We start from the raw sequence: 18,474 nt of genomic DNA on the forward strand, positions 1-18,474 counted from the left end.
TGATTACCCTTGAGTAGCTTCTACCAACCAACTCGGGAGACCCCATGACTGCACGGACCATTGTCATCACCGGCGCCAGCGACGGGATCGGCGCGTCCGCGGCCCGGACCCTCGCCGCACAGGGCGAGCACGTCGTCGTCGTCGGGCGTTCCGCGGAGAAGACCGAGCGCGTCGCGAAGGAGGCCGGGGCGGACTACTTCGTCAGCGACTTCGCCGATCTGGCACAGGTGCGCCGGCTCGCCGCGCAGCTGAAGGAGAAGTACCCGCGGATCGACGTCCTGGCGAACAACGCCGGCGGCATCATGGGCCCCCGGCAGCTCACCGTGGACGGGCACGAGAAGACCTTCCAGATCAACCACCTGGCTCCGTTCCTGCTGACCACCGAACTGCTGGATACCCTCACCGCCAGCAAGGCCACCGTTATCAACACCTCTAGCGCCGCCAACTCCCTCTATGGGCGGCTGGACATCAACGACCTGGAGCTCGCGAACAAGTACTCCGCTAACCTGGCCTACGGCAACGCCAAGCTGGAGAACATCCTCTTCACGGCCGAACTGCACAACCGCTACCACGCGGCCGGCATCTCCACGGCGGCATTCCACCCCGGCGTCGTGGCCACCAACTTCGCCGCGGATACCACCAGCCCGTTCCGCTTTATGTACCGCAGCTTCCTCAACCGGTTCATGCTGTCCCCGGAGCAGGGCGCAGACACCCTCGTGTGGCTTGCCACGGCCGTCCCGGGGCGGGACTGGGTCCCGGGCGCTTACTATGCCAAGCGGGGGCTGGCTAAGGCCAACAAGCAGGCCTACGATGCGGAACTGGCCCGGGAACTGTGGGAGCGCAGCGCCGCCATGGTGGCCCAGGACTCCGACAGGCTCGACCCCCGGAGCTGAGCCTCACCCCAATCAACGGAAGCGTGGGATAGTCTTTCCCTGCCCCTCGCGGACACGCGGCCGAGGGCTTTATATTGGGGGAGTGCTCGAAGGTGCGCCTGAAGAAACTGATGATTGCCTCGCTGGCGGCCAGCGCCGTCGTCCTGAGCGGCACTGCCGTACCGGCGTCTGCCGCGCCGTCGCCGAAGTCGTACAAGAACTGCACCGAGCTCAACAAGGTGTACCCGCACGGCGTCGGCCGCAAGGGTGCGCGGGACAAAACCAGCGGTCAGCGGGTCACCACCTTCCGCGTGGACAACACGCTGTACAGCTACAACGACGGCGGCTGGCCCCGGCACCGCGGCGAGTACGACCTCGATCGTGACAACGACGGCATCGCCTGCGAAAAGCGCTAACCCGAGCGCGCCCGGCCCCGGCCAGGCGGTTTGCGGGCCCGATGCTGACGTTCCTGCCCGGTTCTTGGCGCGGGCACAGAGGGCACTCCGCGCCAAACCGCGGCCCCGGCTGTCCGCAGGGTGGCTGCGGCGGGGTACAACTGGGCGGAACGTCGGCCGCGGAGCCGTGGTAGATGTCGGCGACGGGCAAGTCAGGGGCGCGCCGGCATTCCAACCGCCCGAGCTGTCGGCCGGCGGCAGCGTTCCAGCCCAGTTCTAGACGCGGTCACAGTGTGCACTCCGCGCCAATCCGGGGTACACCGGGCTGCCGGAGCGCTGCGGAAGGGTACAACTGGGCGGGAACGTCAGCCCCGGAGCTGCGGGAGCGTCACGTCCGAGTCGACCGGTGCTGAGGGAGCGTCTCGCCCGAGCCGTCCGGAGCTGCGGGAGCGTCACGCCCGGGCCGACCGGTTCTGAGGAAGCGTCACGTCCGAGTCGACCGGAGCTGCGGGAGCGTCTGCCGGAGGCTAGCCCGCGGCTTCGACCTTGTCGATGGCCGTCAGGGCGCTCTCCATGGTGCCGGCGAGGTCGCTGGCCGGGGCGGGCTTGGCGAACAGGTAACCCTGGAGCGAGTCGCAGCCCAGGTCCATCAGGTACTTGGCCTGCGCCGGCGTCTCGATACCCTCGGCCGTGACCTTCAAGCCCAGGTTCTGCGCGGTATTGATCATGGTGCGGAAGAACGGCAGGTGCTCCTTGCCGGTCTTGATCATCGCCACAAAGGACCGGTCGATCTTGACCTTGTCCAGCGGCAGTTCCTTCAGCCGGCCCAGCGTCGAGTAACCGGTGCCGAAGTCGTCCATTGCGATCCGGACGCCGGCCTCGCGCAGCTGCGCAAGCTGGCGGAGCACATCAGAGTCGGCGTCGAAGAACACACTCTCGGTCAGCTCGAGCATCAGCTGGCGCGGGTTCACCCCGGTGGAGGCGACAATGCCCAGCACGTCGGTGGCGAAGTCGCGCTGTTGGAACTGCAGGCCGGAGACGTTCACGGCCACGCTGTACGCGGCGTCGCCGGCCAGCCAGGGCCGGATCTCGGCGCAGGCGCGGCGCATGACCTCGTCGCCGATCTCGCGGATCAGCCCGCTCTGCTCGGCCACGGGCAGGAACTGGTTGGGCGGCACCAGCTTGCCGTGCCGCTCCCAGCGCGCAAACGCCTCGAACTGCACCACGGCGCCGAGCCCGGGGGACACCACCGGCTGGTAGTGGACCGAGATCTGGCCCAGCTCCACCGCCTGGCGGAGCCCGGTCTCGCCCTGGGCCTTGTGCGCGGCCGTGTTCAGCATCTCCGGCCGGAACTGCAGCCAGGTGTTCTTCCCCGCCGCCTTGGCCGCCGCCATGGCCGAGTCTGCCTGCCGCAGCAGCTCCGCGCCGTCGACCGTCTGCGGCGTCTTGGACGCCAGGCCCATGCTCACCCCGGGCCGCACCAGCGAGCCGCCGATCCGCGCCGGGACGTACAGGGACTCGGAGATCCGCTTCGCCACGGCGCCGGCGTTGAGGCACTCGGTCAGCAGCACCACAAATTCGTCGCCGCCCAGCCGTGCCACCGTGTCGTGCGGCCGGACGCAGTTGCGCAGCCGGCTGGCGACTTCCACCAGAAGCTCGTCCGCGGCGGACCGGCCCAGCATGTCGTTGTAGCTCTTGAAGTCGTCCACGTTCAGCAGCAGCACGTCCACCGGGTCCGGCCGGCGCAGCGCCGCGGCGAGGCGTTCGTTGAACAGCGTCCCGTTGGGCAGCCCGGTCAGCGTGTCCCGCAGTACGGCCGCCTTGAGCTGATCGTCGTGTTCGGCGGGCGTGAGCCGGGGGAGCACACCGGTGGTGCCGGGCACCAGTTCGGCCTCCAGTGAGCTGAACGTTCGACGGCGGGGAGCGGCTGCCGCTGCGGCGGCACCCGCCGGCGTGCCGCCGTCGAGCGGGGCAAAGGACTGAACGGCGCCGGAGCGGGCCGGGACTCCCGGGCGCACGGACACGGCGACGGTCCCGGCCGTGCCGGGCGCAGACGGAAGCGCGGCGCAGGTGATTTGGGCCGGGAACTCGGAGGCGTCGCCCCGGCGGCCCGCCCCGGTGAAGGGCGTCCGCCCGGTGCCGCCTTCCAGTCCGGCCAGGACCTGGTGGAAGCCCTCACGGGAGGACTCGGCCAGCAGCAGGCTGTAGTCGGCGCCCAGCAACTGCGCACGGGAGTAGCCGAAGAGCTGCTCCGCGGCAGTGTTCGCGAAGGTGATGGACCCGTCCGGGGCAAGCAGCAAAAGGGCGTCGGGGCTGTGCTCCAGCACTGTCTGTGCGAACGCTGCGTCCATGATGTGTGCTGCCCCCAAAAGCGATGGATCTGTGAATGGCGGCGGACTCCGCCGGGAACCGGTCTGGGTTCGCTGCGGGCCGCGCCTGCTGAAATCATATGTGCTCGGTAGCACAGTCCCGTGCCGCCCGGACCGTATTCCCGAAAGCGCGCGAATGTGTCGTCCGGGTGCCCGGACACCCGGTGATGTCAGAGGATCGCGGCGGGTTCCGGCAACGCCTCCAACGCCTCCGCGGATTGCGCCACGGCCGCTGCCCGGCGCGCCGCCGGAACCGGCCGGGAGAACAGGTAGCCCTGCAGGGCGTCGCACTCGTGATCCATCAGATACCGGGCGTGGGTGGGGGTCTCGATGCCCTCGGCGGTCACGCGCAGGCCCAGGCTGTGGGCCATATGGATCATCGAGGTCAGAATAGGCAGCCGTTCCTCGCCGGTATGCAGCATGGACACAAAGGACTTGTCGATCTTCACCGCGTCCACGGGGAGCTCCTGCAGCCGGCCCAGCGAGGAATAGCCGGTGCCGAAGTCGTCCAGCGCCACCCGGATGCCCGCGGCGCGCAGGCTGATCAGCTGCTGGATCACGTGGGAGGCGGCGTCGAAGAACACGCTCTCGGTGACCTCCAGGACCAACTGGTGCGGGTCCACCCGGCTCCAGGCGGCGATGTCCAGCACCCGTTCGGCGAAGTCCTTGTGCTGCAGCTGCACGCCGGAAACGTTGACCGCCAGGGTCCGTCCCGGATCCTCGGCCAGCCAGGACTGCAGCTCGGTGCAGCTCTGCCGGAGCACCTCGGCGCCGATGTCGCGGATCAGGCCGCTGCGCTCCGCCGTCTGGATGAAGGTGTCCGGTGCCATCAGCACCCCGTCGCGTTCCCAGCGCGCCAGGGCCTCGAACTGCACCACCTCGCGCCGGTTCGTAGAGATCACGGGCTGGTAGAACACCTTGATCTGGCCCAGTTCGACGGCGCGGCGCAGCCCCGCGGTGAGCTGGGTGCGCTCCAGCAGGGTGGTCAGCATCTCCGGCTGGAAGTGCACGTAGCAGTTCTTGCCGGCCTCCTTAGCGGCGTACATCGCCACGTCCGCCTGCCGCAGCAGCTCGGAGGAGGACATGCCCTCCGTTCCGCGCGTTGCCACGCCCAGGCTCAGCCCCGGCCGCATCAGGGTGCCCTCGATCGAAACCGGGGCGTTCAGCGCGGCCACGATCCGCTGGGCCACCGCGTCCGAGTCGTTGCAGCCGACCAGCAGCACCACAAACTCGTCTCCGCCCAGGCGGGCCACGGTGCCGTGCGGGCCCACACAGTTCTGCAGCCGGCGGGAAATCTCCACCAGCATCTGGTCCCCGGCGTGGTGGCCCAGGATGTCGTTGACTTCCTTGAAGTCATCCAGGTCCAGCAGCAGCACCGCCACCGGGCCGGGAGACTCCAGCGCAGCCGTGGCGCGCTCGTTGAAGAGCATGCGGTTGGCCAGCCCGGTCAGCGGATCCTGGAACGCGAGGGCCTTGAGCTGGTCCGCCTGCTGGGCCAGTTCGTCGAGGGCGCGGCGGGCCTGGTCCTGCGCCACGGTCCGGGACGTGACGTCGCGGAAGTTCCAGATCCGGCCCACGACTTCGTCGGCGACCTTCTGCGGCCGTGAGTTCAGTTCCACCGTGCGGCCGTCCCGGAACTCGAGGAGGTCGTGGCTGTGCAGCTCGTGGTTGGCGTAGAGCTCGGCGACCTTGGCCTTGAAGCAGTCCGGGGCGACCAGTTGCTTGGCGATGAATCTGACCAGTGCATAGGCGTCGTCCTCGGCCAGGATCTCACGCGGCATGCCCCACAACTGCAGGTATTGTTCGTTGACGCCGGTGATCTGGCCGCTGTTGGACACCACCACGATGGCGTCTGCCGTCGTTTCCAAGGTGGCGTCGAGCAGCGAAACGGCACTCCGGCGGCCGGCGTCGTCGTCCTGGCGGTGCGTGGTGTCGCGGACCGCCACCGCCATCGACGTTCCGGCCGGCGTCGTGACCAGCGAGCAGGTGATTTCCAGCGGGAGTTCGCGGCCGTCGCGGTGCAGCCCGAGGCCGGTGAAGGGTTTCGTCCCCAACGTGCCGGCACGGCCGAGCCGGCTCAGCACCCGCAGGAAACCGCCGCGGTCGTCCTCCACCAGCAGCCGGTGGTGCGCGACGCCGATCAGCTCCTCCCGGGAGTAGCCGAACAGGCGCTCCGCCGCGGGATTGAGGTAAGAGATGACCCCCTCGGTGGTGAGCTGCAGCAACGCGTCAGGGCCCTGCGTCAGCAGGGTTTCCGCCAATCCTTGTTCCACGTCGATGCCAGCCCCCGGGCGTTCGGTACTCGAAGCCACCGGCAGGGCGGTGGTCATTAAACTTCAAGCATCATAGGGCCATGAGACCCAAATCACAGCACCGGCTGTGTTTGGGCGGTGGTGTCGCGGCGCAGGCCGGTGATGGTGGAGGCCGACGCCGACAGCGCGGCGGGCAGCCGGTCAGCCGGTTGGGGCATCGAAAACAGGAACCCCTGCAGGGAATCGCAGCCTCGGCCGATCAGGTACGCGGCCTGTTCGCGGGTCTCGACGCCCTCGGCGGTGACGGTCAGGCCCAGGCCGTGGGCCATGTCGATCATGCAGTCCAGGATGGGGAGCCGTTCGGTACCCTCGCGGATCAGCGCGACGAAGGACTGGTCGATCTTGAGCGTGTCCACCGGCAGGTCCTGCAGCCGGCCCAGTGAGGAGTAGCCGGTGCCGAAGTCGTCCAGGGCCACCCGGACCCCGGCGCTGCGGAGCTGCACGAGCTGGCGCTGGACCTGGCAGTCGTCGTCGAAGAAGACACTCTCGGTGACCTCGACGACCAGCTGGTGCGGGTCCACTCCGCAGGAGCCGGCGGTGGCGACCAGCAGTTCCGGGAAGTTGCCCTGCTGCAGCTGCACGCCGGAGACGTTGACGGCGAGCGAGCGGGTGGGGTCCGCGGAGAGCCAGGGTTCCAGCTCGGTGCAGCCGCGCAGCAGGACCTCGGTGCCGATCTCCACGATCAGGCCGCTGCGTTCCGCGGCGGGGATGAACTGCTGCGGCGGGACCAGGACGCCGTCGCGCTCCCAGCGGGCCAGCGCCTCGACCTTGACCACGGTGCCCAGCTTCGTGGAGACGATCGGCTGGTAGTGCACCGCGATCTGCCCGCTGTCGACGGCGGTGCGCAGCCCGGCTTCGAGGTCGGTGCGCTCGAGCAGGGCGGTCATCATTTCCGGGCGGAAACGCAGGTAGCGGTTCTTGCCGGCCGTCTTGGCCGCGTACATGGCAATGTCGGCGCGGCGGAGCAGTTCGGAGGCGTCCACGGCGTCCTCGCTGATGGACGCCAGACCCAGGCTCAGGCTGGGCCGCAGCATGGTGCCGTCAATCAAGACCGGGAGCTTGAGGGATTCGACGATCCGTGCGGCGGCCGCGTCGGCGTCGAGCGATCCGACCAGCAGGACCACGAACTCGTCGCCGCCCAGCCGTGCTACAACGTCGCTGGGCCGGACGCAGGCGCGCAGCCGGCGGCCCACCTCGATCAGCATCTGGTCCCCGGCGTGGTGGCCGTGGACGTCGTTGACCTCCTTGAAATCGTCCAGGTCCAGCAGCAGGACGTCGACGGCGGTCCCACACGGTCCGGCGAGGGCGTGCGCCAGGGAGTCGTTGAAGAGCTGACGGTTGGAGAGCCCGGTCAGGGGATCCTGGAACGCAAGGGCCTTCAGCTGGCTGGCCTGCTGCGCGAGGTCGGCCATCGCCTGGCTGATCTGGTCCTGGGCGCGCCGTGCCGCGGTGACGTCGCGGAAGCTCCAGACGCGGCCCACCACCTGGTCGCCGATCTTTTGCGGGCGCGAATACCGCTCGAAAGTGCGTCCGTCGCGGAACTGCAGCACGTCGTTGCTCTCTGCCTCCGGGGCGGCGTAGAGGGCGGTCACCTTGGCCAGGAACTGCTCGGGGTCCGTCAGCTGGCCCAGCACGGAGCGCATCACGGATTCGTCGTCGCCAGTGTCCACGAGCTCGCGGTCGATGCCCCACATGGTGAGGAACTGGTTGTTGACGGAGGAGATCCGGCCCCCGGCGCTGACCACCAGGATGCCGTCCGCCGTGGACTCCAGCGTGGCGGAGAGCAGGGACATCGCTTCGCGGAGCCGGGCGTCCTCGTCGGTGCGCGCGGAAGTGCTCACGCGGCCGTAACCGGACAAATCTGAGACCAACGATGGTGCATGGTGAATCCTCCCCTCAGAAATCATAGGGGGCGCCGCGCGGCCCGGACGCCACGGCGCGGGGCCGGGCGGGTTGCGGCGCTCCCGCCGGGCGGGCCCGGCCGCTCAGCCGGCGGCAGCGGCCGCGCGGGTCCCGGAGCCGGCGCGCCCCAGTCCGCGCCCCAACCCCCGGACAGTCCAGCCGGCCGCCGTCCAGGCGGCGGCGTCGAGCGCGTTCCGTGCATCCAGGACCGTCCGGCGCCGGACCAGCCTCCCAGCGGCGGCCGGCGAGAGCGTGCGGTAGGCCTCCCATTCGGTCAGCAGGAGCACCAGCTCGGCGCCGTCGAGCGCTCGGTCGACGGAGGCCTCGAAGCGCAGCTGCGGGTAGCGCAGCCAGGCGTTGTTGATCGCGGCCGGGTCCGTGACGGTGACGTGCGCGCCGGCGTCGGCCAGTTGCCGGGCCACGTCCAGGGCGGGGGAGTCGCGGATGTCGTCGGTGTCAGGTTTGAAGGCCGCGCCCAGCACGGTGACGCGGCGGCCGTCCAGCCGGCCGCCGCAGAGTTCCCGGGCCGCCGCCACCGTGCGGCTGCGCTGGTCCCGGTTGATCCCGTCCACCGTGGCCATCCAGGCGTCCACCGAATCGACGCCCAGCGCGGCGGCCTGCACCCGGAGCGAGCGGATGTCCTTGGGCAGGCAGCCGCCGCCGAAGCCGAGCCCGGCGTGCAGGTAGCGGCCGCCGATCCGCGGGTCCAGGCCCATCGCCTCGCCCAGCTCGGTGACGTCCGCGCCGGAGGCCTCGCAGAGTTCGGCCATCGCGTTGATGAAGCTCAGCTTGGTGGCGAGGTACGCGTTCGACGCCGACTTGATCAGTTCCGCCGTCGCGAAGTTGCAGATGATCCGGGGAATCCCGGCGCAGAGCAGGGGACCGTACACCGCGTCCAGGGCAGCGGTGACGGCCGCCCCGGCGTTCTTCGGGTGCCCGGCACGCTCCGATGGCCGGGCGGGGCCTGCGCCGCCGGGAACGCCGTAGACCAGCCGGTCCGGCACCAGGGAATCCTTGACCGCAGTGCCCTGGCGCAGGAACTCCGGGTTCCAGCCCAGGAGCACGTCCGGGCGGTCGGCCAGGACGCCGCGGAGCATGTCCACCGTTCCCACCGGCACGGTGGACTTGCCCACGACGGCGGCGCGCGGCGCCAGGAACGGGGGCAGCGCGTCGACGGCGGAAACCAGGTAGCTGAGGTCGGCGCCGTCGGACGTCTTGGACTGCGGCGTCCCGACGCAGAGGAAGTGCAGTTCCGCGCCGGCGGCGTCGGCGAAGTTGGTGGAAAAGGCGAGCCGGCCGGTGGCGCGGCCGTCGCGCAGGAGTTCGTCCAGGCCCGGCTCGTAGAATGGGGCGGCGCCGCGGTCCAGCGGGGCCACCTTGGCGGCGTCGACGTCGATCCCCACGACCGTGTGCCCCATCGAGGCAAGGGTGGCGGCATGTACGGCGCCGAGGTAGCCGCAGCCGATCACGGAGATTTTCACAGGGTCGCTCCTCTGCTGGTGGCGCCGGGGCTGGCGGCACGGGGGTTGGCGCCAGGGGTGTTTGTACCGGGGCTGCTTGAACCGCTGGTTGTACCGGCCAGGACCGCTTCGTAGTGCCGCACGAGCTCTTCGCCCAGCGCCTGCCAGGTCCGGCCCTGGACCGAGGCGTGCGCCGCGGCGGCGAACGCGCGGCGCTTGGCGTCGTCGCCGGTCAGGTCCTGCACCCGGGACCGCAGCGCGGCAAGGTCGCCCGGTTCGTAGAGCCAACCGGTGCGGGAGTTCTCCACCAGGTCCAGCGGGCCGCCGCGGCCGGTGGCGACCACCGGGACCCCGGACGCCATGGCCTCCTGGATGGTCTGGCAGAAGGTCTCGAACTCGCCGGGATGGACGAACAGGTCAAAGGACGCGACGGCCCGGGCCAGTTGCTCGCCGCCGAGGAACCCGGTGAACACCGCGTCCGGGAGCGCAGCCTCAAGCGCTTCGCGCTGCGGCCCGCCGCCGACGATCACCAGCCGGGTGCCGGGCAGATCGGCGAGCACCGCCAGGTCCTCCACCTGCTTTTCGACAGCGAGCCGGCCGACGTAGCCGATGATGCGCTCGCCGCCGGGGGCCACGGAAGCCCGCCACGCGTCGTCGCGCTTTTCCGGGCTGAACCGCCGGGTGTCTACGCCGCGCCGCCACATGTGGACCCGCGGAATGCCGCGGCCCAGGAACTGGTGCCGCGCGAACGTGGAGGGGACCAGCGTGCGCGTGGCGAGCAGGTGGATCTGCTCCACCCGGTTCCAGGCCCAGTTCTCCAGGAACGGGACACCGTAGCGGCCCGCGTAGCCGGGGACCTCGGTCTGGTAAATGGCCACAGTGGGGATGCCCAGCTGGTGCGCGGCCTGCGCTGCCCGCCAGCCGAGCACGAACGGCGAGGCGAGGTGGACGACGTCGGGGGCGTAGTCGGCAAGGATTCGCTTGACCCGGGCCACACCGCCCAACGCCACCCGTACATTCGTGTAGCCGGCCAGGGGCACCGAAGGGAGCCGGTGGACCTGCGCGCCGTGGACCTCGCCCGGGACATCGGTGTCCTGCGTGGACGGTGCGATCACCAGCACCTCGTCGCCGCGGGCCTGCAGGTGCTCCAGGATCCTCAGGATGGAGTGCGTGACCCCGTTCATCTGGGGCAGGAATGATTCGGCGACTAGTGCGATCCTCACGCCTCCACCGTGGCCGCGGCGGCTGACGGCGCGGGGTCACGGGTGTGGCGTGCGGGGGAAGAGTGGGTTAACAGGCAGGTACGGGGTCCGGCCTGGTGCCCGGCAGCTGCAGCCGAGCCGCCCTCACACTGGACATGCCCTTCGGCCGAGCTCGCGGCTGGACATAGTCCCAATATGCGCGCTCGCTACTGCGACAAGTGAGCATGTTCGGCCGGAATGATGCCCGCCCACACGGCGTTCCGAGGCCCTCCAACGTAGTGGCGCCCGTTTGCCAAGGATGGCCGTTAGGGCAGGCCTCGGAGGGGCCACATCCGGCAAATTGGTGCGGGTCGCAATGCCAGGGCCCGGTGCCCGGCGCCGTCGCCCGCGCGGCCCGGCCGCCCAGCCTCAGCGCCGGCCGGCGTCAGCGGCGCGGTTCGTGCCGCAGCACGTCCGGGAGTTCGTCCACGTAGACCGTCTGCGGCGGCTCGTAGTAGATCACCAGGACCTCGTCCCCGACGGCGAAGACGCTCTCCTTGTCGAAGGGGTGGGCGTGGAACGCGCTGGTCCCGCCGCGGAACGGCAGCATGACCTCCCCGATGGTGCCCGGCGCCACCCTCCCGGTGACCCGGCCGATCCTGCCGGTCAGGCTCCGGTCGACGTTCCTAGGCATCCGGGGCTTTCGGCGGCTGCTTGGCTGCCTGCCCGTCCTTCAACGCCGTCCGCAGCGCAGGAAGGTAATCGCCGACCTGTGCCAGGATGCCGCCGATCATCCGGTTGATGCCCTCACCGCCGTTGAGGACGGTGAGCTGCCCGACGTGGGCAAACGGCTCGGCGGCCGCCGCGATGATGGCGGGCATGTTTTCGGCCAGCTGCTGGGAGATGACCGCGTCCTGGTTGGTGCCGAGGGCCTCGCCTCGGGCCTTGATGCCGTCGGCTTCGGCCAGCGCTTTAGCCTTGATCGACGACGCCGTGGCGTCACCGCGGGCTTTCGTGGCGGCAGCCTCCGCTTCACCGGTGACACGGGTGGCGCCCGCGGCGGCCGCGGCCGCCGTCGCGTTGGCCTGCGCCTGGAGTTCGGTGCGCCGGGCGTTGACCTGTGCCTCGAGTTCGGTGCGGCGGGCCAGTGCCTCGGCCGCGCTGATGTCCGCGGATTTCTGCCCCTCGGCCTCGGTGCGCTTCGCATAAGCCTTGGCGTCCGCGGGCTTGCGGATGGTGGTCTGGAGCTTTTGTTCCTCGCGGTCGGCCTCGAGCTTGGCTACCTCGGTTTCCTGCACCACCACCTGCTGCCGTGCGGTGGCTTCCGCGAGCGGCCCGGCCTGGGCGGCGTTGGCGCGGGCCCGTTCGGCGTTGGCCTGTGCCTCCGACTGTTTGATTGCGGACAGGCTCTGGGCGTCGGCGATTTGCGCGGCGGCCTCCGCCTCCCGCTCGGCCGCCTCACGGTTCCGGGTGGCCTCGGCGATCCGGGCCTCCATCTTCACCTGGGCGATGTGCGGCTTGGCGATGTTCTCAATGTAGCCGGTGGGATCCTGGAGGTCCTTGATCTGGAGCGAGTCCACCACCAGGCCCAGCTTTTCCATTTCCACCCCGCTGGCGCTGCGGACCTGCGAGCCGAGCTTGTCGCGCTCGCGGATGATCTCCTCCACGGTCATGCTGCCGATGATGGAGCGCAGGTGTCCTTCGAAGACGTTGTAGACCTGGCTCTGCATCTTGGGCTGCTGGCCCAGGAACCGGCGCGCGGCGTTCGCGATGAAGGGCGGCGCGTCCCCGATCTTGTAGATGACCACGCCCTCGACAATCACCTGGATGCCCTGGGAGGTCACGCAGGAGACCTTGAGTTCCGTCTCGTTCAGGGTCAGGGCCAGTGTCCGCACGGTCTGCAGCCCGGGGAACACCAGCGCCCCCTTGCCGGTGACGATCTTGAAGTCCATGCCGTCCCGCGTCTCGAGGGTTCCGCGGGTCAGGCCGGAGATGATCAGGGCCTCGTTCGGTTCGGCCACCTTCCACATCAGCTTGACCGCCACCCAGATGACGGCGACGACGACGAGGGCCCCGGCGAGGACCGCGAGGAACGGGATAAAGGCTGACAAGTCCGGCATGGAAACCCTTTCACGTGGGTGGGTCAGGCCAGTCTGTGACGTCTCCGCCGAATAAGTCCAGCATTTGGCGGATTCGCTTTCGCTGGCCGCCGCCGCGGCCGGCGCGGGAGCCGGCGTCGTGCGCAAGTGCACGGCAACCGGGGCGGGCACAAGGAAGCTGGTGCGGACCCGCGGAAAGCTCCGGGCGCCCGCACCAGCAGGTAGTACGAATTTGTTGGATTACTGAGAATCGGTCCTCATTCGCGGCTCCCTTGTCCCGGTGATTGCTTACCGGGTTTGTGCGTCGTCGGCCAGGTGCCGTGACAGCAGCCAGCCGGCGCCAATCATTGCCACACCCAGCACCATGTGGGTCCAGTTGTCCATGGTGTTGAATGACAGGAAATTGGCCGCCGACCCCACGCCGACGATCAGCCCGTAAACGCTAAAGACGATGTACAGCAGGCCGAAGCCCATCAGGAAGTTCCGGGCTCCCATGCCGTTGCGGGACATGGTCCAGCCGGTGGCGCCGATGGCCAGCTGAACGACGTTCAGCAGCATGGACACCTGGAACAGGCCGAGGAACAGGGCCCGGGAATCAGGCCCGAGGAACCTCAGTTCGCTGTACTGCGTGGTGATGCCCGGGATGAACCCCAGGACGCCCACGACGATAAGGACAATACCCACACCCATGCCGACGTTTTGGACATCTGTCCGTCCGAAATGCACGCCGTGCGCATGTGGGGATGCGGTAGTCATTTTCTGCCTCCAACCACTGATTGCGGACACTTAAAATTTTACGGCGGGGTAGCGGAAAAAGCGCCGCCGCGGGACCTGCTGCATCGTTCCTGGCGGCCGGAAACCCGGGGGATAGAGCCTGTCGGAACCCGGTGCAGGGGCGCTCGCGTGGCACCATGGAACACGATGAAACTGCGCGCTGATCAGACCGGGAACCGTGGCCTACCGATGCCGTTATGGCTGCAAGGGGCGCTGGAGTCCGCGCAGGCCGCCGTGATCTCCGCGCTCGCCGTGATTGCCCCGATCCTTGCGGTGTGGGCCACGGCCGGATTCCGCGACGGCGGCTTTGAATTCCTCGCCCGGCTGTCCGGCCAGGCCTGGCTGCTGATCCACGGTGTCCCGCTGCTGCTGGAAACGGCCGGCGCCGGCACCGCGGGCCGGGTGGAATCCGGCACCCTGTCGCTGATTCCGCTGGGGCTGACGCTCATCCCGTTCCTGCTCGCCTGGCGCGCCGGACGGCGGCTGGCCCGGGCGTCCTACACGGACCAGCTCTGGCAGGCGCTGCTCGGCTCCTGGCTGATGTACGGCGCCTTCGGATTCGCCACCGGCTTCGTCTGCCGCACCTCCGAGGTCGGCGTCAGCCTCTGGTCAGCCTCCCTCATCCCGCTGATCCCATTCGCACTGGGCATGGCGATCGGCGCCCGCCGGGAGGCAGGCTCCTGGAGCCGGCTGATCGGCGTCGACGCCGTCGCCTGGCTCTCGCGCACCAGCCAGCACTCGCGCTGGGCCGGCTCCTACCTCGGCTCCGCCGCCAAGGCCGGCTTCGTGGCGGCCATGGCCGCCCTGGCGATGGCGGCCGCCCTGCTCGCCGTGGACCTCATCATCCACTGGAACCTCGTTATTGCCGTTTATGAAGCGCTCGACGCCGGCCCGGTGGGCGGCGCGGCGCTCACCATCGCGCAGTTGGGCTACCTGCCGAACCTGGTAGTGTTCGCGCTGGCCTGGACCTCCGGCTCGGGTTTCGCGCTCGGCGCCGGATCGCAGGCCGGGCCGCTGGCCACCGCCGTCGGGCCGCTGCCGTCCATCCCGGTGTTCGCGGCGCTGCCCTCCGGCGCGCTCGACTACGGGTTCGTGGCCCTGGTGGTCCCCGCCCTGGCGGGGCTTCTGGCCGGCTGGTGGTTCCTGCGCGAGGGGGAGAACCACTTCGATGAATGGCTCTCCATCAAGGTCAAAGCGCGCTGGTTCACCGCCACGGTCTCCACCCTGGTCCTGGGCGCCATGATCGGCGCCGTGGCAGGGCTGCTGGCGGCGGCACTGGCTTGGCTGGCGCGCGGCTCCGCCGGCATTGGACGCCTCACGGACATCGGCCCGGATCCGCTGACCATGGCGCTGTTCGTGGCCGTGGAAACCGGCGTCGGCGTCGTCATCGGCTACGCCGCCGGCCCCTGGCTGGAGCGCCGGCAGAAGCTGCACGAAGCGGAACTGGAACCCGCCGCCGAAGCGGACTGAGCCGACTGAGGCCCTTGGCTGGGCCGGCCAGCGGGGCCGGCCGTCTGTGCCGCTTAGCGCAGCTGGGCGGGCAGCGACTTCTCCAGCTCCGTCCGGCAGGCCGAGGCCGCCTGCTCGGTGAGCGCGTGGCGGGCGCACTGCTGGTAGTCCCGGACCTGGGTGAAGAACACCGCCGAGGCCAGAATGATCAGCACCATCACCACGGAGACCACCAGGCCGGAGAGCGTCCCGAACAGCACCAGGCGCGACTCCTTAAGCCTCCGTGCGCGCACGATCAGGACCACGCCGAGCACCAGGGCGGCCGCGGTGAGGATGGCGGTGAGCCAGAGGTAGTTGATGTCCAGCTGGTACACAAAGAACGCCCCGAGCACCACCACGATGAACATGCGGAACAGGTTGTGGGTGCGCAGCAGCGACTCTTTGGCCGCCTCGCTCTGTGGGTTCTGGCTCCGCTGGGGTCCGCCGGGCTCGTGGGGGGAATTCATATTTTCCAGCGTACGCGAGCGGCCCCATAAGCTAAGTCAATGCGCATAGTTGTCCTCGTCTCCGGCACCGGCTCCAACCTCCAGGCAGTCATCGACGCCGTCAAGTCCGGCGAGCTGGACGTGGAGCTGGCCGCCGTCGGCGCGGACCGGCCCGGAACCTACGGGGTGGAGCGCTCCGCGGCCGCCGGGATCCCGACCTTTGTGGTGGACTTCAAGGCCTACCCGGACCGCGCCGCCTGGAACGCCGCCCTCACCGACGCCGTCGCCGCGTACCGGCCCGACGTCGTCGTGTCCTCCGGGTTCATGCGCATTGTCAGCGCGGACTTCATCGACGCATTCGGCGGCAAGTACCTGAACACCCATCCGGCCCTGTTGCCGGCCTTCCCCGGCGCCCACGGCGTCCGCGATGCCCTGGCCTACGGCGTGAAGGTCACCGGGTGCACGGTGCACTGGGCCGACGCCGGCGTGGACACCGGACCGATCATCGCCCAGGAGGCCGTGAGCGTGGCCGAGGACGACACCGAGGAAACCCTGCACGAACGGATCAAGACAGTGGAGCGCCGGCTGCTGGTGTCAACGCTGAAGTCCCTCGCCGCCGCGACACCCTCCAAGTAGCAGGGCCCGCAAAAGCGAGTACTCGGCGAAAAAGTCGGGTACCGGCGGGCGGAAATCGAGTACTTGCGGGCCGGTTGCGGTGCCGATCCGGGCCATAGTCTGACGCAGTCTCATTCGTCTCATGCGTCCCGGGGGTCCATCGTGTCTCAGTTCAGCTTTGCCAAAACAAGTCCAAAGGTTTTGTTTGCCACCGCGGCGCTCGTCATCGGAACGGGCGCCGTTACTGCCGCCTATGCCGTATCGACGACGTCGGGCGGCAGCGAAATCAGCGGCTGCTACAACATCAATAACGGCGGTCAGCTCCGGGTCCTGGCGCCCGGGGGATCGTGCGATCTGAAGAAGGAAACCGCGATCTCTTGGAACATGCAGGGGATCCAGGGCATCCAGGGTATCCAGGGGCTGCAGGGCATCCAGGGCCTCAAGGGCGACACCGGTGACGCCGGCGCCGCGGGTGCCGACGGGGCGACAGGCGCCACCGGCGAGACCGGAGCCCAGGGCGTCCAGGGGGAGAAGGGCGATACCGGCGAGACCGGCGCTACGGGTGCCACCGGCGCGACCGGTGCCCAGGGAGCCCAGGGGGAAAAGGGTGACACCGGCGAGACCGGAGCCACCGGTGCCCAGGGCGAAAAGGGTGACACCGGTGCAACGGGAGCCACCGGTGCCCAGGGCGAGAAGGGTGACACCGGCGCCACCGGTGAAACCGGCGCCACGGGTGCTACCGGCGCAGCCGGCCCACAGGGCGAGAAGGGCGACACCGGGGCTGCCGGCCCTGCCGGCCCGGTTGGACCCGCCGGTGCCACGGGCGGAACCGGAGCCACCGGGGCAACCGGAGCGGCGGCCTCCACAAGCGTGAGTGTCGAATCCATCAGCGGCACGACCGCCCTGACCCTGACGGCCGCGTGCCCGACAGGCAAGACGGCTGTCTCCGGAGGTTACTCGCTGGGTTCGACCACCGGAAACAACGGCGCCGTCATCAGCCAGCCGGTCATCAACACCGCGGGAACACCGACGGCGTGGACCGTCACGCAGAAGACCACGACGGCCATGACGGTCTACGTCACCTGCATCCAGTAACCGCACCCCGGATGCCCTATCACTTGTTGTGCTGCTGAGACCCTCAGGGCCACTACAAGTGATAGGGCATTTCGGCGTTTCCGGGCCGGTAGTCGAACTGGCTGCGGAGCTATTCCAGCCGGCGCTGCTTGGTCTCCGGGGCGAAGAACGCCATCCAGAGCACCGAGATCAACACCAGGCCGCCAGCCAGCGCGAAGGACGTCGCCAGCCCCAGCTCCGGCCACAGGAACGCAGCGAAGACCAGCGGCCCGAAGCCGGCACCGAGCCGGGAGAACGTCGAGGCCCAGCCGAAACCCGAGCCGCGAAGTTCGGTCGGGTACAGCTCGGACACGTAGGCGTACAGCACCGGGATGGCCACCTGCACCACAAAGCCGAACACCAGCAGCCAAAACACGGCCGCCGTCGGGATGTCCACCACGACGGCGACGATCACCAGGGTCAGCGCCGACAGCGGGCCGGTGATGGCCAGGATCCACTTGCGGCCCGTCCGCTCCACCAGCAGCGCGGCGACCACCACGCCCAGCAGCCCGACGGCGGCCATCGACGCCGTCGTGAGGAATGCCTTGTACTCCTCGAAGCCGGCGCCGATCAGGATCCGCGGCATCCAGGTCAGCGACAGGTAATAGACCAGCAGGATGCTGAAGAACAAAGCCCAAGCCGCCGTCGTGATCTTCCAGTTGAACTGCCAGAGCGCGCGGAGCTGGGTCCAGGCGCTGCCGGCGGAGAGCCGGGGCGCGTCCTGGGGTTCGGGCAGGCTGTAGACCCGGGCTTCGGCGCCGGTGGCCGCGACCAGGGCGTCGATCACCTTGGCGGCTTCCTCGCGGCGGCCCTTGCGGATCAGGAACAGCGGCGACTCCGGGACGCTGCGCCGGATCCAGAACACCAGCAGCGCGGGCAGCACCATGATCAGCATGGTCAGCCGCCAGTCGGCGAAAGCGGCGATGAGCCCGGCAGAAACGAAGCCGCACAGCGCCGCGCCAATCGGCCACCAGCCGTCCATCGCGGTGAGGACCCGGCCGCGCTGCCTGCGCGGCGTGAACTCGCCCACCAGCGCGTAATCCACCGGGATGCAGCCGCCCAGGCCGAAGCCCGCCATGAACCGGAACGCGACGAACCAGAGGAAGTCGGGGGAGAAGGCGCCCAGCACCGTGAAGATCGAGAAGATCAGCAGCGTGGCGGTGAAGGCCTTCTTGCGGCCGATGGTGTCCGCGATGGTGCCCCAGACGAAGGCGCCCAGGGCCATGCCGATCAGGTTCGACGTGCCGATCCAGGCCGCGTCGCCCGGGCTCAGGGACCAGTGCTTGGACAGCAGCGGAATGAGGATGCCGTTGAGCGTGACGTCCCAGGCGTCGAACATAAAGCCCAGGCCGCCGATCAGGAAGATCCGGCCCTGGACCTTCCACCGCCACGGCAGTTCCTGGACCACCTGTTCGCCGCTGGGCACAGTGGTGTACGTATTCATCTCG

Annotated in this window: 15 protein-coding genes; 5 read left to right on the forward strand and 10 right to left on the reverse strand. The window is 69.3% G+C overall.

Features of this window, described 5'->3' with window-relative positions:
• Positions 1-44 precede the first annotated feature (44 nt).
• A complete protein-coding gene (locus tag AC1MED_RS05060; protein WP_479785785.1) occupies positions 45-893 on the forward strand; it encodes an SDR family NAD(P)-dependent oxidoreductase in 849 nt (282 codons plus the stop codon).
• Positions 894-985: 92 nt separating this feature from the next.
• Positions 986-1,288 (forward strand): excalibur calcium-binding domain-containing protein, encoded by a 303-nt coding sequence (locus AC1MED_RS05065; RefSeq protein ID WP_479785786.1) that lies wholly within the window; start codon positions 986-988, stop codon positions 1,286-1,288.
• A gap of 506 nt (positions 1,289-1,794) precedes the next feature.
• On the opposite strand, the gene AC1MED_RS05070 is transcribed toward AC1MED_RS05065, so the two are convergent.
• From AC1MED_RS05070 to AC1MED_RS05105, 8 genes are all read right to left on the reverse strand, one after another.
• On the reverse strand, positions 1,795-3,618 hold the full coding sequence (locus tag AC1MED_RS05070; protein WP_479785788.1) for a putative bifunctional diguanylate cyclase/phosphodiesterase: 1,824 nt from the start codon (positions 3,616-3,618) through the stop codon (positions 1,795-1,797).
• 188 nt (positions 3,619-3,806) lie between these two features.
• On the reverse strand, positions 3,807-5,966 hold the full coding sequence (locus AC1MED_RS05075; RefSeq protein WP_479785789.1) for a putative bifunctional diguanylate cyclase/phosphodiesterase: 2,160 nt from the start codon (positions 5,964-5,966) through the stop codon (positions 3,807-3,809).
• Between the two features lie 35 nt (positions 5,967-6,001).
• The gene (locus tag AC1MED_RS05080; protein WP_479786554.1) at positions 6,002-7,741 is read right to left on the reverse strand and encodes a putative bifunctional diguanylate cyclase/phosphodiesterase; all 1,740 of its coding nucleotides are present in this window, start codon (positions 7,739-7,741) and stop codon (positions 6,002-6,004) included.
• Positions 7,742-7,933: 192 nt separating this feature from the next.
• Positions 7,934-9,331: a UDP-glucose dehydrogenase family protein gene (locus tag AC1MED_RS05085; RefSeq protein ID WP_479785790.1), complete on the reverse strand. Its 1,398-nt coding sequence runs from the start codon at positions 9,329-9,331 to the stop codon at positions 7,934-7,936.
• Complete coding sequence (locus AC1MED_RS05090) at positions 9,328-10,533, reverse strand: glycosyltransferase family 4 protein (RefSeq protein WP_479785792.1); 1,206 nt, start codon at positions 10,531-10,533, stop codon at positions 9,328-9,330. The genes AC1MED_RS05085 and AC1MED_RS05090 overlap by 4 nt, the downstream gene beginning before the upstream one ends.
• 403 nt (positions 10,534-10,936) lie before the next feature.
• Positions 10,937-11,185: a hypothetical protein gene (locus tag AC1MED_RS05095; protein ID WP_479785793.1), complete on the reverse strand. Its 249-nt coding sequence runs from the start codon at positions 11,183-11,185 to the stop codon at positions 10,937-10,939.
• Positions 11,178-12,611 (reverse strand): flotillin family protein, encoded by a 1,434-nt coding sequence (locus tag AC1MED_RS05100; RefSeq protein WP_346960696.1) that lies wholly within the window; start codon positions 12,609-12,611, stop codon positions 11,178-11,180. The genes AC1MED_RS05095 and AC1MED_RS05100 overlap by 8 nt, the downstream gene beginning before the upstream one ends.
• 267 nt (positions 12,612-12,878) lie before the next feature.
• Positions 12,879-13,346: a DUF4383 domain-containing protein gene (locus AC1MED_RS05105; protein ID WP_346960695.1), complete on the reverse strand. Its 468-nt coding sequence runs from the start codon at positions 13,344-13,346 to the stop codon at positions 12,879-12,881.
• A gap of 165 nt (positions 13,347-13,511) precedes the next feature.
• Here AC1MED_RS05105 and AC1MED_RS05110 point away from each other — a divergent pair, with 165 nt between their 5' ends.
• Positions 13,512-14,834: a cell division protein PerM gene (locus AC1MED_RS05110; RefSeq protein ID WP_479786556.1), complete on the forward strand. Its 1,323-nt coding sequence runs from the start codon at positions 13,512-13,514 to the stop codon at positions 14,832-14,834.
• Positions 14,835-14,887: 53 nt separating this feature from the next.
• Here AC1MED_RS05110 and AC1MED_RS05115 read toward each other — a convergent pair whose 3' ends face one another.
• The gene (locus AC1MED_RS05115) at positions 14,888-15,319 is read right to left on the reverse strand and encodes a hypothetical protein (RefSeq protein WP_346960693.1); all 432 of its coding nucleotides are present in this window, start codon (positions 15,317-15,319) and stop codon (positions 14,888-14,890) included.
• Positions 15,320-15,358: 39 nt separating this feature from the next.
• On the opposite strand from AC1MED_RS05115, the gene purN reads away from it, so the two are divergent.
• Complete coding sequence (purN, locus tag AC1MED_RS05120; protein ID WP_346960692.1) at positions 15,359-15,934, forward strand: phosphoribosylglycinamide formyltransferase; 576 nt, start codon at positions 15,359-15,361, stop codon at positions 15,932-15,934.
• A 180-nt stretch (positions 15,935-16,114) separates the two neighbouring features.
• Entirely contained in the window at positions 16,115-17,008 is an 894-nt protein-coding gene (locus tag AC1MED_RS05125; RefSeq protein WP_479785796.1) for a hypothetical protein, read from the forward strand.
• Between the two features lie 109 nt (positions 17,009-17,117).
• On the opposite strand, the gene AC1MED_RS05130 is transcribed toward AC1MED_RS05125, so the two are convergent.
• On the reverse strand, positions 17,118-18,470 hold the full coding sequence (locus tag AC1MED_RS05130; protein WP_346960690.1) for an MFS transporter: 1,353 nt from the start codon (positions 18,468-18,470) through the stop codon (positions 17,118-17,120).
• Positions 18,471-18,474: the final 4 nt, after the last annotated feature.

The organism is Arthrobacter sp. BI5, assembly GCF_056680065.1.

Excerpts from the sequence above, each read along its gene's own strand:
- AC1MED_RS05060 (WP_479785785.1), top strand. The coding sequence starts at position 45 with ATGACTGCACGGACCATTGTCATCACCGGCGCCAGCGACGGGATCGGC.
- AC1MED_RS05070 (WP_479785788.1), bottom strand. The coding sequence starts at position 3,618 with ATGGACGCAGCGTTCGCACAGACAGTGCTGGAGCACAGCCCCGACGCC.
- AC1MED_RS05075 (WP_479785789.1), bottom strand. The coding sequence starts at position 5,966 with ATGACCACCGCCCTGCCGGTGGCTTCGAGTACCGAACGCCCGGGGGCT.
- AC1MED_RS05080 (WP_479786554.1), bottom strand. The coding sequence starts at position 7,741 with ATGTCCCTGCTCTCCGCCACGCTGGAGTCCACGGCGGACGGCATCCTG.
- AC1MED_RS05095 (WP_479785793.1), bottom strand. The coding sequence starts at position 11,185 with ATGCCTAGGAACGTCGACCGGAGCCTGACCGGCAGGATCGGCCGGGTC.
- AC1MED_RS05100 (WP_346960696.1), bottom strand. The coding sequence starts at position 12,611 with ATGCCGGACTTGTCAGCCTTTATCCCGTTCCTCGCGGTCCTCGCCGGG.
- AC1MED_RS05105 (WP_346960695.1), bottom strand. The coding sequence starts at position 13,346 with ATGACTACCGCATCCCCACATGCGCACGGCGTGCATTTCGGACGGACA.
- AC1MED_RS05110 (WP_479786556.1), top strand. The coding sequence starts at position 13,512 with ATGAAACTGCGCGCTGATCAGACCGGGAACCGTGGCCTACCGATGCCG.
- AC1MED_RS05115 (WP_346960693.1), bottom strand. The coding sequence starts at position 15,319 with ATGAATTCCCCCCACGAGCCCGGCGGACCCCAGCGGAGCCAGAACCCA.
- purN (WP_346960692.1), top strand. The coding sequence starts at position 15,359 with ATGCGCATAGTTGTCCTCGTCTCCGGCACCGGCTCCAACCTCCAGGCA.
- AC1MED_RS05130 (WP_346960690.1), bottom strand. The coding sequence starts at position 18,470 with ATGAATACGTACACCACTGTGCCCAGCGGCGAACAGGTGGTCCAGGAA.